This window comes from Psychromonas sp. Urea-02u-13 (assembly GCF_002835995.1).
GTDB lineage: Bacteria > Pseudomonadota > Gammaproteobacteria > Enterobacterales > Psychromonadaceae > Psychromonas.
The window spans coordinates 1-16,247 of record NZ_PJBZ01000049.1; the positions used below are offsets into that span (position 1 = coordinate 1).

The 16,247-nt window shown below is 40.3% G+C and carries 11 protein-coding genes; 6 read left to right on the top strand and 5 right to left on the bottom strand.

What is annotated here, in order from left to right:
• Nucleotides 1–149: 149 nt before the first annotated feature.
• From oleD to mnmC, 5 genes are all read right to left on the bottom strand, one after another.
• Nucleotides 150–1,217, bottom strand: coding sequence for a 2-alkyl-3-oxoalkanoate reductase (oleD, locus tag CXF74_RS07405; RefSeq protein ID WP_101081781.1), 1,068 nt, complete (start codon nt 1,215–1,217; stop codon nt 150–152).
• 1 nt (nt 1,218) lies between these two features.
• The gene (gene oleC / locus CXF74_RS07410) at nt 1,219–2,895 is read right to left on the bottom strand and encodes an olefin beta-lactone synthetase (protein WP_101081782.1); all 1,677 of its coding nucleotides are present in this window, start codon (nt 2,893–2,895) and stop codon (nt 1,219–1,221) included.
• Between the two features lie 2 nt (nt 2,896–2,897).
• On the bottom strand, nt 2,898–3,779 hold the full coding sequence (locus CXF74_RS07415) for an alpha/beta fold hydrolase (protein WP_101081783.1): 882 nt from the start codon (nt 3,777–3,779) through the stop codon (nt 2,898–2,900).
• Nucleotides 3,780–3,784: 5 nt separating this feature from the next.
• Nucleotides 3,785–4,834, bottom strand: a complete 1,050-nt coding sequence (locus CXF74_RS07420) for a 3-oxoacyl-ACP synthase III (protein ID WP_101081784.1) — start codon at nt 4,832–4,834, stop codon at nt 3,785–3,787.
• Between the two features lie 297 nt (nt 4,835–5,131).
• Nucleotides 5,132–7,138 carry an FAD-dependent 5-carboxymethylaminomethyl-2-thiouridine(34) oxidoreductase MnmC gene (mnmC, locus tag CXF74_RS07425; protein ID WP_232772468.1) on the bottom strand — a complete coding sequence of 669 codons (2,007 nt, stop codon included), beginning with the start codon at nt 7,136–7,138 and terminating at the stop codon, nt 5,132–5,134.
• Between the two features lie 111 nt (nt 7,139–7,249).
• Here mnmC and fabB point away from each other — a divergent pair, with 111 nt between their 5' ends.
• The 6 genes from fabB to ycfP all read left to right on the top strand — a co-directional run bounded on the left by fabB (nt 7,250) and on the right by ycfP (nt 16,201).
• Complete coding sequence (gene fabB, locus CXF74_RS07430; RefSeq protein WP_101081786.1) at nt 7,250–8,470, top strand: beta-ketoacyl-ACP synthase I; 1,221 nt, start codon at nt 7,250–7,252, stop codon at nt 8,468–8,470.
• A 95-nt stretch (nt 8,471–8,565) separates the two neighbouring features.
• The gene (locus tag CXF74_RS07435; protein WP_101081787.1) at nt 8,566–9,699 is read left to right on the top strand and encodes a 4-phosphoerythronate dehydrogenase; all 1,134 of its coding nucleotides are present in this window, start codon (nt 8,566–8,568) and stop codon (nt 9,697–9,699) included.
• Nucleotide 9,700: 1 nt separating this feature from the next.
• Entirely contained in the window at nt 9,701–10,726 is a 1,026-nt protein-coding gene (locus CXF74_RS07440; protein WP_101081788.1) for an aspartate-semialdehyde dehydrogenase, read from the top strand.
• A 141-nt stretch (nt 10,727–10,867) separates the two neighbouring features.
• Nucleotides 10,868–14,092 (top strand): FimV/HubP family polar landmark protein, encoded by a 3,225-nt coding sequence (locus CXF74_RS07445; RefSeq protein ID WP_198552812.1) that lies wholly within the window; start codon nt 10,868–10,870, stop codon nt 14,090–14,092.
• Between the two features lie 436 nt (nt 14,093–14,528).
• Nucleotides 14,529–15,542 carry a beta-N-acetylhexosaminidase gene (gene nagZ, locus CXF74_RS07450; RefSeq protein WP_101081790.1) on the top strand — a complete coding sequence of 338 codons (1,014 nt, stop codon included), beginning with the start codon at nt 14,529–14,531 and terminating at the stop codon, nt 15,540–15,542.
• Nucleotides 15,543–15,658: 116 nt separating this feature from the next.
• A complete protein-coding gene (ycfP, locus tag CXF74_RS07455; RefSeq protein WP_101081791.1) occupies nt 15,659–16,201 on the top strand; it encodes an alpha/beta hydrolase YcfP in 543 nt (180 codons plus the stop codon).
• Nucleotides 16,202–16,247: the final 46 nt, after the last annotated feature.

Consider the following 16,247-nt stretch of genomic DNA (forward strand, 5'->3'; position numbering starts at 1 on the left):
AGCGTCTCTCGTTGTTTCGCTTTCACCACTTTAATAACTTGTTGTCTGATGTTATTTCTTTCAGCATCAATCATGGGGGGAAGGCTTAAACGGCTGTTAAATTCGGTTGCTATTAATTGCTTATTATTCTGAATGTGTCAGTGAGGCTGCTAGTTAAGTGATATTTTTAAGCGGTGCATACCCTGTTCAATATTAATGAGCGGGGTGTAATTTAAGTCTTGTTTAGCTGCATTGATATTAAAATAATGCGCGGTAGAAAGTTGCTTTGCGACAAAACGGGTCATGATCGGTTCGTCTTTTTTGCGCAGTGCTAAGTAAACCCATTCGAGTAATGTGCCAACGGTATAAGCGAGCGCTGCTGGTACACGTTTAGTGACTGCAGGTAAGTTTTGACAGGCGAGTATTTTATTGAGCATGTCAGCCATGAAAATAGGCTCATCATTACTTAAAAAGTACGCTTTCCCGGCACATTTTGCATCTTGCTTGTTTAATTCAACAGCCGCTAATAAGTGCGCATAAACTGCGTTATCGATATAAATGGTATCAACCAGTTTATCGTTTTTTCCGACTAATTTTAATTTGTTTGCTTTTGCGCGCGCTAATACGCGCGGCACTAAATGACGATCGCCAGGTCCCCAAATAAGATGTGGGCGCAGGGCTACGGTTTTTAGTGAATCACTATTACTGTTTAACACCTTTTGCTCAGCGACAGCTTTAGATAATCCATAGAAGTTTAAAAATTGCGCTGCATAGGGGCTAGACTCATCGATGTTAATTTCGTCTTTGCCACAAAAGGTAACACTGGGGGTGCTGGTGTAGATTAAACGGGTAATGTTATGCGCGATGCAGGCATTAATAATGTTATCAGTGCCTTCTACGTTTGGTTTGAAGTAACTTTCTTTGTTACCCCAAACACCGGCCTTGGAAGCCACGTGGAAAACCACATCACAATGCGCCATGGCATCAAACAGTGTTTGTTGATCGCTAATATCACCTTTAACCATAGTCACACCCAGCGCGCTAAGCTCTGGGTAATCACCACGGGCAAAACCAATGACCTTAATATCGGCACTGCGTAAAAATTGGCACAAGGCTTTACCTAAGAAACCACCGGCGCCGGTCACAAAAACTTGTTTTGAACTTGCTTTGAGTTCAGATAAAACCGCCTGCGCTTTTTTATCTAGCGTATTAAAAACAAGGTTTTGATGCTCGGTCATATTATAGGTTACACTCTTTTTTGATTTCAGCTTGCGCCCATACTGCTAATTGTTCGCGGTATATTTTGGCGTTATGGCGTATATCCATCGGAAAACCTTGATGGATTAAAAAATGCTTTATGCCCTGACTATGTTCATGTTTATCTGCTGTAAAACGTAATTCATTAAATAGCTTTAAACTACTCTCTGTTTGTTTCTCAAGTAGTTCAACACAAATGACCGGTGTTGTTAATCCGCCAACCTGAACGCCAACTAACGCACTGCGTTTAATGGAAGGGTGCGTATTAATGATGCGCTCACAACAGATAGAAAAATAAGGTTTTAGATTTTCTTGGTAAATGGCTTCGACACGATGCGCTTTACGTCCACACATCCACAATCTACCGTGTTCATCTAAATAACCGAGATCACCCATACGATGACGAATGCTATCATCCTGGGTAATTTTAGACGTGATGGTTGCCGCATCTCGCGCGTAATATTGCTGGCTAACCTGCGGACCAGAGACAACAATTTCACCGATTTCATAGATAGGTAAGCTAAGGTTGTTGCTCCACTCACTGATCGACTCTTCTGTGATTTTGATGATCGCAATCTCGGTGTTTTCAACCGGATAACCGACACAAATACCGCCACCAGTATCAGTGATCGATTCTGTTTTTAATAAATCAGAACTGGCTATTTTACTGATCGGCAGTGATTCAGTCGCGCCGTAAGAATTTAAAACATCCACGCCTTTATCAAGTAGTTTTGCAAAGTGTTTTAAAGAGGGCAAAGTGGCAGGTGCACCGGCAGAAATAACACGTTTTAAACTGTTTAGTTTGACACATTTTCGATTACCGGCATAACCGAGTAATTCGATTAATGCAGGGTTGGCAAATAAGTTTGAACATTGGTATTTTTTAATGGCTGCAAATAGATATTCCGGATTAGCGGTAATCGGTTTGCTGGCATCCATTTCTGGCACAATAGAGGCCATGCCAAGGGCGGGACCAAACAGTGAAAATAGTGGGAATGTCGCTAAATCACGTTCTCCGTGTTCAATATTATAATCATTTTTTAATACTGAAATTTGCGCTTCAAACATGCCATGGCTGTATACCACACCTTTTGGAGAGCCCGTGCTACCGCTGGTAAATAGAATGGCTGCTATTTTATCAGGCGAAGATGTCACCATTGAATAACTGTTTTCTGCTGGGAATTTCTTTAATAACTTGTTTAAGCTAATACCACCCCACAAGCCACAGCCAGCAACGGTAATATTGTGTTGAATTGTTTCTTTACCCCAAGAGAACAAACGACGTGCGATATGTGCTTTGGGTATGCCAATAAACGCATCAGGTTTTGACTCTAAAAAACATTGTTTTAGGTTTTTAGTGCCCATGCCAGGATCTACTAAAATAGGCACAATGCCCGCTTTAAACAGCGCAAAAGTGATAGTAAAGAAATCGAGGCTTGGTGTGACCATTAACACGGCTTTATCGCCTGCTTTTAGTCCCTGTTTATTAAATGCGAAGGCAAGTTGATCACTGCGTTGGTGTAACTGTGCAAAGTCCATCTCTTGGTAAGTAAGTTTACCCATTTTTATTTTTTGTACGGCAACAGCAAGAGAGGTGGGGAATTTGTCTGCCGCATCAGCAAGATGTCGGCAGAGGTTCGCTTGATTGGTTTCGATCATTTTTATTTGTTTGTTTCCATAAACTGTTCAATAAGTGGAATTACTTCATCACTTGCATCTTCTAAGATGTAGTGGCCACAATCTGCAAATTCATTAACCTCTGCATGTGGCATTTTTTCTTTCCAAACGGCTAAGAAATGTTTATCAAAAACAAAGTCTTTTAAGCCCCAGCAGATGATAGTAGGCGTCTTTTTGAAATTTTCAAGACTGTCACTAATATCAGAGACTAATTGATAGCTTTTGTCACTTTGAAACAGAGGAATATCTTGTACAAAACGTAATGTAGAAATACGATTTTTCCAAGAGTTAAAGGGCATTACGTAAGCTTTACGTACGTCTTTTGGCATTGCTTTTCTTTTCACGCCCACGTAAGAGGCCGCTGAAGAAAAGGCATTTAAGCCACGCACAAGTAATGTACCTAATAAGGTATTACGGCAAATGAACAGGCCAATCGGTAATGATTTTTCCTGTGGCAAATGAAATGCACCGGTATTTAAAACCACTAAACGTTTAATACGTTCAGGATAACGCGATGCGTATCCCATGCCTATCATGCCGCCCCAGTCATGCACGACAAGCGTGATGTTCTCGGTGATGTTTAATGATTCAAGCAAGGCTTCAAGGTCGTCAATACGACTTTTTAGTGTGTATTCGTAATCGTCGTCACCGGGTTTGTCTGATAGTCCACAACCGATATGATCAGGCACGATACATTGGTAATTTTTACTTAATGCTTGTACTAAATTACGGTAATAAAAAGACCAACTTGGATTACCATGTACCATCACAACCGGCTCGCCTTCGCCTTCATTAAGGTAGTGGTACTGTTGACCGTTTCTGTCTAAATAATTACGTTTAAATGGGAATAAAGATTCTAAATTCATAATAGTTACCACTCAAGCCCTAACATCATACAATTAAGGCCACTGCCTATACCTAAGAAACTCACTTTATCACCGGCTTTTAAAAAGCCTTGATCGTGTGCCATCGCCGCCGTAACAGGTAATGAAACCGTGCCCATGTTGCCTAATGTTTTAAAGGTAGGGAACTCTTTGTACGTTGGGATGTTAAGTGCGCTTAATACTTGTTTTTGATTCGCCGAGCCAACCTGATGACAAATAACTTTATCAACTTGATCTGCTACCCAATCACGCTGTGCGAGAAAGTGTTTCCAAGTATCATGTGCTAATGCCACACCTTCTTTTAGAAGCGGTACTGCATCGGTGCGCATATATTCACGGTGTAATTTAAGGCCAACTTCTTGTAAGCCCCATTTACACAGATCATGATGCTCCGGTGCACTTAAATGGCTTGCGCCAAGTAACTTGTGCTGGCGTTCATTTTTAAGCGGTAAACTGCCGTCGGTAAGCAAAACTGCCACGGCACCTGAGCCACCGGTTAATGTTGCCAGTGACTGAGCAAAGTTTTGAATGTTCTGATTTTCAAGCATGTTGTCGATAGTAATATCAACAATATGGCGTGCAGATTCACAGGAAACAACAAGGCCAGCTTTGATTTGTCCAAGCTCGATACGATTAGCAACATCTAAAATACCCGATAACACACCTAAACAGGCATTACTGATATCGTAGATAGCTGTACTTTTATCGACACCTAATTCAGCGGCAATACGACAAGCCGTCGCGGGCTCATGTTGGTCGCGACAAACGCCAGTGTAAACAACGGCACCGATATCATTAATGTTGATATCAGTTTCAGCGATACTTTTTTTAGCTGCTTCGATAGCACCGTCAGATAAACGATGATCTTTAGGCCACCAACGGCGCTCTTCAATACCGGTTAACGCGGCAAGTTGACCCATTGGAATACGTAGTTTCTGGTATAACGGGGCAAGACGTGATTCTAATTCACGACTGGTGACAACCTCGGGGGCTAATTCGTAAGCAAAGCTATTGATAAAAACGCGGGAATATTTCATTAAGCAGTTCTGTTTCTCTTTAATAATTACAAGGGTAAGTTTAACGGACAAGATTTAATCATTTTGTCATACCCATAAATCGAGCGCGTAGATTAACTTAATTCTGTATTTTAACAAAGGGCTAAGGGTAAAGAATGTTTGCTTTACCTCGTTTTGATAGCGATTATGCGCTCGCTCCCCTTATTTAAGCCTTTATAAGAATAAATACCGCCACTTAGGGGACTTTGAGAAACGGCTATTTTAATAAAAATGTGTCTTTAAATGATAACGAGCCGCGTCGTTATCATTATTTATCTGTTAAAACGCTAAGGTTTTTCCTTTTTTAAGGTAACTAACCCATTGGCGATTACATTGCATGGCATTCAAAATTGCTTTGCTCAAGGGTAATGGTTCATGATTTATTTGGCTGGCCAGCGTTTCCGCTAATAGTGGTGCAGTATTTAATCCACGCGATCCTAACCCCGACAAGATGAACAGGTTACGATGAAAAGGGGCGTTATCCGTTGGCATTTTCTTGTCGGCATCTTGATAAAATGACTTGGTTTCTTGGTAGTCTGGCAGTGCGCCCATATACGGAAAATGATCCCGTGTTGTACAACGAATGCCAATGTTGGCATTTTCATGTACTTCATCTATTTGCTCAACCCAGGGTTTATTGGGAATACATTTATTGAGCTTTATTTTGTTATCAACTTGTTCCTGTGCTGAAAATTGCTCATCCATATTGTGTCGTTTGAACGTTGCGCCCATACAGTGAAAACCATTATTAATCGGTGTTAGGTATCCTTCATGGCAGAGTGTCAGTTTTAACGCTTTTAAACCGGGTGTCGATTTAATATGTGTCACTTGTCCTCGGGCAGCTGAAAGCGGCAGTGCTTCACTCTGTTTAAAGTCTAAAGTGTGCATCGCAGTGGTTAATACCAACAGCTCATGATTAACCGTTTTGTCTTTAAAGTGGCAGGACCAACCCTTTTCATTCTCTTCAAAGGCGATTAAATGCTGGTTAAGCTGGATGCTTAATTTACCGGTTTGCATGGCTTTATTAAAAATGGCGTGCACCATTTGAGTCGGACTTAACCATCCACCGAGCGGGTAATTAAGTGCTGCTTGGCCAATATCAATATTGGCCAGTTTGTCCGTTTGCTCGGGGGTTAACTTCTCCACTAAGGTACGGGGTAAATTGGCTTCTATTATTTTATCGAGTTTTTTGGATGCGCTTTGATCATAATAAAGTTGTAATAAACCTGAGAAATCAAAGTCAAAAGCATGCGTTTGGTTAATGCATTGGACATAATTACGTGCGTATAAAAAGCTATTTGCAAAGAGCACACTTAAGACATCGTGTTGTTTGTTTAACAGCGGATACAGCGCGCCTTGTTGATTGCCTGACGCACCATTACCGAGCGTGGCATCTTTGCAATATAAGGTGACGTTATAACCCCGTTTTATTAACGCTAAACTCAAACAAGCACTACTAATACCGCCACCAACAATCGCGATCTCTTTGCTCTTTGCTGTTTTTGCTGGGCGATGATATTGGCCATGCGCGGCAAGGGGCGTTTTATCTGTCAGGTTAGCGACCAGTATTTTACTTTCAGCGCTTGTGTTGTGCTGTTTATGCAACGTAAACCCAAGGGCTTGAAGGTTTTCTTCAACAAGGTCATTCACATTAAAGGCGACAAGGGTTGCACCTTTTTTCGCGCTGTTGCTAATGAGTTCAAATAAATGCTGTTGATACTGCTCTGTTTTCTTGTGCAGTGACCTTGCTTCAATTAACCAACAATCAAATAAACCCGTTTGGTATAAATACAGACTAGCAAGTGATTCATGCACTTCATCGAACCACAGGTCTAAGGTGATGTTATTAAAATGCAAACGGTGGCAACCACAAAGCGCTAACGGGTATTGTGCTAATAAAGGCGTACTATAAGCGCTTAACATAGGCCATTTTTCTATCGCTAATTGCAGCTCCTCTTTGCTTAATGGCGTCTTTTCAAAACCACTAAAAAACAAATGTTTAAGGGGTGAATCAGGATTTTTGTGTGAAAATTGTTCAAACAGATAACCGATTAATAAAAAATTAAGCGCGCTTTGAAACTGCGTTGTCGCGATACAAAATGATTCCGTTTTCCAGGATGACCAACGCGCGGTGAGTTGATGGGCATCGAGAAATAGGTGCTGTGAGGCTTCAATGCGTTGATCTGTATTAAAGTTTAGATCGTCAAATAGGGTGGAAAATGAGCTGGACTGATCAGACCAGTTTATTTGGGGTGGTAAAATTTGGTTGTTTTTGTCTTCAGACAAGATATATTCCCTATTATATGCGACACTATTTTGGTTTAAATCAGTCGGGGTTGAATGTTTACATTTAGTCCCCATTGTATGATTAGTCCTCCAAGCAATAAAGGCTTAATAATGAAAAGAGCAGTAATTACAGGTATTGGCATTGTTTCTAGTATTGGTAACAATCAAGAAGAAGTTTTAGCGTCACTTAAAAGTGGTAAATCAGGCATTACATTCTCTGAGCAGTTTGCTGAGATGAAGATGCGTAGCCACGTTTGGGGTGATCTGAAAATTGAGCCAAAGGATCATATCGATCGTAAAGTAATGCGTTTCATGGGTGATGCGGCTGCATACACTTACATAGCTATGGAACAAGCTATTGCAGATGCTGGTCTTCCTGAAGATCAAATATCTAATTTCCGTACGGGTATCGTTGCAGGATCGGGTGGCGCATCGTCAATCAACTCTGTAGCTGCCGCTGAAATAATGAAAACTAAAGGCGTTCGTCGTGTTGGCCCATACATGGTACCGCGTACTATGGCGAGCACAACGTCTGCTTGTTTAGCAACACCGTTTAAAATTAAAGGCATCAACTACTCAATGAGTAGCGCATGTGCAACAAGTGCACATTGTATTGGGCATGCTTGGGAACAAATTCAGCTAGGCAAACAAGACATCGTATTTGCTGGCGGCGGTGAAGAACTTGATTGGACGACTGCGTGTACGTTTGACGCAATGGGCGCTCTTTCAAGTAAATACAATGAAACGCCTGAACTGGCTTCACGTACCTACGATGCGAACCGTGACGGTTTTGTTATCTCTGGCGGTGGCGGTATGGTTATTGTTGAAGAACTTGAACATGCTTTAGCACGTGGCGCAAAAATCTATGCTGAAATCGTCGGTTACGGCGCAACGTCAGACGGTTACGACATGGTTGCTCCATCGGGTGAAGGTGCTGTGCGTTGTATGCAACAAGCACTTGCAACGGTTGACGGTGATGTTGATTACCTCAATACACACGGCACATCTACACCGGTTGGCGATACTAAAGAACTGGGCGCGATTAACGAAGTATTTGCAGATAAAAAAGCACCAAAAATCAGTGCAACTAAATCTCAAACGGGTCATGCACTAGGTGCTGCCGGCGTTCATGAAGCTATTTACAGCATGCTGATGATGGAAAATGACTTTATTTCTCCTTCAATTAATATCAACGATATTGATGAATTAGCAACAGATCTTCCAATCGTGGCAAACACGGCACAAGATGCAAAACTTGATATTGTTATGTCTAACAGTTTTGGTTTTGGTGGTACAAATGCAACGCTAGTTTTCAAGCGTTTCACTAAATAAAGTGTTTTAGAGATAAGGCTCACGTCTTACCTCTATTCTGTTTTATAAAAAGGAGCTTTTGGCTCCTTTTTTGTTTTAAAATTTTTGGTTAAATGATGAAACTATATATCGACGAAAATATTCCCTACGCAAAACAATTTTTTAGTGATTTTGGTGATCTAACTTTTTTTTCGGGTAGAACTGTCAGTCCAGAACAGCTAAGTGATGCGGATATTCTGTTAGTGCGTTCAATCACTCAGGTGAATGAAGGTTTATTACACTTGAATAAAACCCTAAAATTTGTGGGTACTGCAACCATTGGAATGGACCATGTTGACCAAGATTTTTTAAAGCAACATGACATTGCGTTTAGCAGTTCCCCTGGGTGTAATAAAATTTCTGTTGCAGAGTACGTATTAAGTAGTTTGTTGATCTTAGCTGAAAAACAGCAGTTTCAATTAACCGATAAAAGTGTCGCGATTGTTGGCGCAGGTAATACGGGTAGTGCAGTATACGAACGCTTAACGGCGTTAGGTGTTTGCTGTAAATTGTATGATCCCCCTTTACAACTTGCGGGTGATAAACGTGAATTTTGTCGCTTTGATGACGTGCTAAACGCAGATATTATTAGTTTACACGTGCCTAAAATCCATGGCGGGGCATTTCCTACTGTGCATATGTTTGACGCAAGTGTATTAGCGAAACTTAATGATCAACAGATTTTAATAAATGCCTCCCGAGGTGAAGTGATTGATAATCAAGCGTTGCTAACACTCGCGCGTAATGGGCATCAGCCTACATTAGTCTTAGATGTGTGGGAAAATGAGCCAAACATTGAAAAACAGCTGTTACCTTATGTTGAAATAGCGACACCGCATATCGCCGGTTATAGTTTAGATGGCAGAGCACGGGGTACTGAAATGCTCTATCAAGCACTTTGCTTGCATTTAAATAAAAAAGTACAATACCAGGCTGCCGATTTTGTGGTTAAAGCTGCCATTACGGATATCACTATTACTCAGGAACTGTCCCAAGCGGTACTTAAACAACTGGTGCATCTTATTTATGATGTACGTCGAGATGACGCGCTATTTCGACAAATGATTGATCAAGATGATGGTTTTGATATCATGCGCAAAACTTACAGTGAACGACGCGAATTATCGACGCTAACCGTAAATACTTCTACTTCCCAAACAAAATTATTGCAGTCATTAGGCTTTAATAGCAACAACCTACAAGAGAGATAACATGAAATCAGAATATAATATTGCCCTTATTGGTGACCTAAAAGGTTGTATCGAAGCAACACTAGAAGTGTTAGCTAAACGTGATTTCCCGATCGGAAAAATCTTTCCTTTGCAAAATGAAGCACAAGATGACGAAGAAGAAACACAAACGGTTATGTTTTCAGGTAAACCTGTTGATGTGATTGATATTAATGGTTTTGATTGGGAAAAAGTAGATATTGCTTTCTTCTTAACGGATATTGAAACAACGAATGAATACGCGAATGCAGCAGCTGAACACTGTGTTGTTATCGATAACAGTGGTGCATTCTTAGAAGATGAAAGTGTGCCATTAGTACAAGTTGATGTGAACGAAGAGAACTTAGCTTCATTTACACAAACAAACAAAATTGCCATTCCAAGCAGCGAAGCGGCACAACTTGCACTTTCTGTTGTTCAATTGCATCAAGAAGTGGGCCTAGTACGTATTAACGTATCTAGTTACCAGTCTGTTTCTATTGCAGGAAAAGTGGGTGTAACGACACTTGCTGGCGAAACAGCGCGTCTATTAAATGCTAAAGAAGTTAAACCAGAGACATTCCCACAACAAACTGCTTTTAATATCTTTCCGCAAGTAGGGGAGTTTAACGATGAAGGTATTACTTTCGGTGAATTGCGTCTGGTAAATGAAATGCGTCGTTTATTAAATGATCCATCAATCATTGTTTCGTCTACACAAGTTGTTGTGCCACTGTTTTATGGTTGTGCGCAATCTGTCCATTTACAAACACATTATCCTGTTGATATGGATGAAGTGGCACAGTCTCTGCATCATAGTGAAGGTGTTACCCTGTCAAAAACAGTGTGTGATTACCCGAACATGATCAGTGATGTGGTGAGTAATACCGATGTACATGTTGGCCGTTTACGTAAAGACCTGTGTGATGAAAGTGGCATCAACATGTGGGTTTGTGCTGATAACTACCATTTTGGTGTTGCAACAACCGTTATCAAAGTGGCAGAAAAGTTAATTACAAGTTATCTTTAATAGCGTAAAAGCCTGATAACACGCTAGTTATAGTGGGCTAGATCTCAATTCTAGCCTTACTTGTTCTTTTTTTTTACAGATTGACTTGCCCTAGTTTATTATTCACTGAACTCTTATTAATACTATTTCCAAGGAATGAATATGAAGCGTCTTCTTCTCTCTCTCGTATGTTGCTCTCCATTGCTTTTCTCTCCCTCCGTGAGCTTGAGTGTTGATTTGACAGGACCCAGTGGTGATACATTCTTAGCTTTCGAACAATATGGTCCGGTAAGTCCTACTGAAACATTGTGGGCTATCTCTTCAAAATTACGCCCAGATAACTCGGTCAGTGTGCAACAGACCATGGTGGCAATCTATAAAACCAATCCCTTTGCTTTTTACAAAGGTGATATCAATAAAATAATTCCTGAATCTATCATAAAAGTACCGTCACTTGAATTTGTTGCTGAGCAATCCGACAGAGAAGCGATGGCGCTGATTAAAAAATACAGCAGCAAAAAAAGTGTTGCCAAAAAAGCACCGGTTAAAGCGCAACCTGTTGTAGAAACTCAAGCGTTAACGCAATTGCCCCCAGAGGCTGAGGTGGTGAAAGTTGATCCTGCTATTGCTGCTGAAAATGAATTTAATAAACAAAAAGCATCTACCGCGGAGCAACGCCTCGCGACGTTACAGGCTGAAATGCTACTGTTAAACGAGCAATTCATTGTTGCAACAGAAGCAACACAGGTATTGAAATTAAAGTTACAACCATTAAGTGACGAAATTAGCTTCTTGTCGGAACAGTTAGCGGAAGAAGCTGCGATTCAGGTGAAATTACAGAAGATTATTGATGATTATCGCGCTCAGTTAGATGCTGTTGAATTACCGCCTTATAGCGGTGAGGGCATGCTTAATGAAATATTACGTTTAATTACCTCATCACTTACCAATTTATTGGTTGTTATTCTTTCACCTGTACTTTTATTGCTGTTTATTTTTGTACTTATTTCTCGTATACGCGCTAAACGTCAATTAGCTGAACATGAACAAGAGTTAGCTGAGTCAACGTCAATCTTAATGGAAGAATCTGGACAGTTTGATGAGTTATTAACAGACGACTTTTCGGAAGATGAAAATGCTGAGCTTGATTTTACGGCTGATGAAGAGATGGCAGCCCCTGAAAGTGTTGATATTGATGAGTTAGATGATCTTGTTCTGCCGGATTCAGATGAAGATATTACTGCAGATGATGCATCACTGACCAGTCAAGATGACCCATTTGGTATTGGTTCACTCGCTGACGATGAAGAATTAATCTCATCGGTGGACATCGATGAAGATGAGTTGGTAACAAGTGAAGATGACCCATTTGGAATAGGCGCGCTGGTTGATGATGAAGAGCTAATTTCGTCAGTTGATTTAGATGAAGGTGAAGATGATCCCTTTGGTATCGGCGCATTAAGCGAAGATGACGATTTGATGACGTCAGTTGACCTTGATGATGACGAACCTATTTCTGCAGCAGAACAAGCTGATTTAGATTTGGCTGCAGAATGGGAAGCACAAGTATTAGCTGAGACAGAGACTAACTCGGTAAAGGAAATTGATGTTGTAGCAGAGAGTGAATCTGACTTAGATTTGGCTATGGCATCACCAGATGTTGATAGCTCAGATATAGATGCATTGTTAGAAGGCGCACCTGTAGAAAATTTAGAGGTTGATAGCTCAGATATTGATGCGTTGTTAGATGGTGCACCTGTAGAAAATTTAGATGTTGATAGCTCAGATATAGATGCGTTGTTAGATGCTGCACCTGTAGAAAATTTAGATGTTGATAGCTCAAATATTGATGCGTTGTTAGATGCTGAACCTGTAGAAGATTTAGAGGTTGATAGCTCAGATATCGATGCATTGTTAGATGGTGCACCTGTAGAAAATTTAGATGTTGATAGCTCAGATATCGATGCATTGTTAGATGGTGAACCTGTAGAAGATTTAGATGCATTGTTAGACGCTGCACCTGTTGATAGTTTAGATGTAGAAGATTTAGATTTAGATGTTGATAGCTCAGATATCGATACATTGTTAGATGCTGAACCTGTAGAAAATTTAGATGTTGATAGCTCAGATATCGATGCATTGTTAGATGCTGAACCTGTTGAGAATTTAGACGTAGAAGATTTAGATATTGATGCATTGTTAGAGACTGCGCCTGAAGAAGTAGAGTCTGTTGAACTCGATATAGAAGATGTTGCCGCGCTAGACGAAACACCAGATCTTGATTTATCTGCACTTGAAGAAGATGAAACGGCAGACCTTGACTTATCTGCACTCGAAGAAGATGAAACGGCAGATCTTGATTTATCTGCACTTGAAGAAGATGAAACGGCAGACCTTGACTTATCTGCACTTGAAGAAGATGAAACGGCAGATCTTGATTTATCTGCACTTGAAGAAGATGAAATACCTGAGCTTGATTTATCTGCACTTGAAGAAGATGAAACGCCAGAGCTTGATTTATCTGCACTTGAAGAAGATGAAACAGCAGAGCTTGATTTATCTTCGCCAGAAGAAGATGAAACACCTGAACTTGATTTATCTGCACTTGAAGAAGATGAAACGGCAGAGCTTGATTTATCTTCACTTGAAGAAGAGGAAACGCCAGAGCTTGATTTATCTTCACTTGAAGAAGATGAAACACCTGAACTTGACTTATCTGCACTTGAAGAAGATGAAACACCGGAGCTTGATTTATCTGCACTTGTAGAAGATGAAACACCTGAACTTGATTTATCTGTGCTCGAAGAAGATGAAACGCCTGAGCTTGATTTATCTTCGCTTGAAGAAGATGAAACGCCTGAGCTTGATCTGTCTTCGCTAGAAGAAGATGAAACGCCTGAGCTTGATTTATCTGCGTTAGAAGAAGATGAAACACCCGAGCTTGATCTGTCTGAATTTGAAGAAAGCACTGATGAAGTCGCTGAAACGAACGATGTGGATAAAGAGCATGATCTTTTAGCACAACAACTGAGTAACGTCGCTTTCAATGAAGCGGTTCCTTTGCCAAAAGTTGAACGTGGCACGGGTGATAACTTCATTGATATAGAAACATTACTTGAAAACAGTGATGATAATACTAAAGACGAACCCTATTCTGAGCTTGCATTAGATCTTGGTTTGGAAGAGTTTCCTGACGTTGTTGACCTACAAGAAAGCGTTGATATTGACGACGATGAAAATGGGATAGGTGCACAACTCGATTTAGCACGTGCCTACCTTGAAATTGATGACCAAGCAGGAGCAAAAGAGATTCTGATGTCGGTTGTTGGCGACAGTAATGGAAAGCAACGCATTGAAATAGATAAACTATTGAGTCGCTTAAAGTAGATTTGAAGCTAATATACCCGTCACCATTCAAGTTGCAAAGTTCAGCAAGTGATGAGGTGAACAGATTTTAGGCAGGAAGTTGAAGGTCTAACTGGTTCAATCAACACTTCCTAACAACGAAGATGTTTGCCTCATCGCTTGCCCTACGGGTCGCTAGCTCGCTTATTTATGTAACCATGGCAATTCTGCGTTGCAACATTTGATAAGGGCTAGCCATTAAAGAATGAAAGTATTTTATTTCATTCTACCGATAGAGAATTAACGCAGTTAATTGCTCGAAAGGTCATCATGTTGCGTCTTGTCTTGGTACCCGAGCTAGTGACTGAACAAAGCACCTTGATTGGTAACGGGTATGTACTGACTAAAAAAACCAGCCTAGCTGGTTTTTTTTTGACTGATAATAGCAATCGCATTAATAAAAAATAATAGGAAAAGTATGAGACCCGTAATATTAGATGTCATTGGTTATGAATTAAATGCGCAGGAAAAAGAAGTATTAGCACATCCATTAGTGGCAGGTGTTATTTTATTTACGCGTAATTTTTATAATATTGTGCAATTAAAAGAGTTAGTTGCGCAAATTCGTTTATACGCTCAGAAAGACATTGTGATTGCCGTTGACCACGAAGGTGGACGAGTACAGCGTTTTAGAGACGACTTTACAATTTTACCTGCAGCCGGTGATTTATTACTACATAGCTCACTCGAAGAAGCAAAAATCTTAGCTTATGCAAGTGCTTGGATTATGGCAAGTGAACTCATTGCCTGTGATATTGATTTTAGCTTTGCCCCGGTGGTTGATATTAATGGCATCTCTGATGTGATTGGCACACGTGCTTTTGCACAAACACCCGAGCACGTTACTGCGCTAACGACAGCTTATATCAAAGGTATGCAAGCAATGGGTATGGTATCAACGGGTAAGCACTTCCCTGGGCACGGTAATGTGAAAGCAGACTCTCATGTGGCATTGCCCGTTGATTCGCGTAGCTTAGTCGACATTATGGCTACTGATATCGCGCCCTTTAAATCTTTAATTGATAAAGACCTATTAACAGCGGTAATGCCTTCACATGTTGTGTATGAGCAATGCGATGAACAACCTGCTGGATTTTCTGCTTATTGGTTGCAGAAAGTGTTACGTCAACAATTAGGATTTTCTGGTGTCATCATTAGTGATGATTTATCGATGCATGGGGCAAGTTTTGTTGGTAATCATGTGACTCGTGCGCGCAGTGCGTTAGATGCGGGTTGTGATCTTATTCTTGCTTGCAACGACAGTGATGCGGCTATCTCGATATTGGATGCACTTATTATTCCTAAAATACAAAATGATGACGCTATTATTAAAATGCGCCATCAAGGTAATAAATGCTCGATGCCACTTAATAAAAATCCTATCTGGATAGAAAATCATCAAAAATTGATGCACTTTGCCGATCGGATCTAATAAGTTCATTGCTGTGCTTGCACTTGGCGGTTATTTCCATAAACTGGTTACAAGCTCAATAAGGGCAACTGTAAGATCGCTAAGTATCAATTATAAGAATAAAGGCGGAATAATTAATGATCATTTATCTACACGGTTTTGATGCCACAAGTCCCGGAAACCATGAAAAAGTGATGCAATTAAAATTTATTGATGATGATGTACGTTTTGTACATTACAGCACTATTCATCCCAAACACGATATGAGCCACATCCTCAAAGAGGTGCATAAACATATTCAAAGTAGTGAAGATAAAGCACCGCTAATTTGTGGTGTGGGTTTAGGGGGATTTTGGAGTGAACGCATCGGTTTTTTGTGTGGTATTAAGCAGGTGATTCTTAACCCTAATTTACATCCTGAAGATAACATGGTGGGTAAAATTGAGTGGCCAGAAGAGTATTTTGATATTGATACTAAATGTGTCAGTGATTTTAGGGCTAAAAACAGTAAAAACTGTTTATGCTTTCTGTCTAAAACAGATGAAATGATGGACTCTGCTAAGAGTGATCATGAATTATCAGAGTACTATGAAATTATTTTTGACGAAAAACAAGGTCATAAATTTCAGGATATCTCTCATCATTTACAAACCATCAAAAAATTTAAAGAACAATCTTAATATTATACCCATGCTACCTCAAGATGCTTTGTCAGGAACAAGCTCG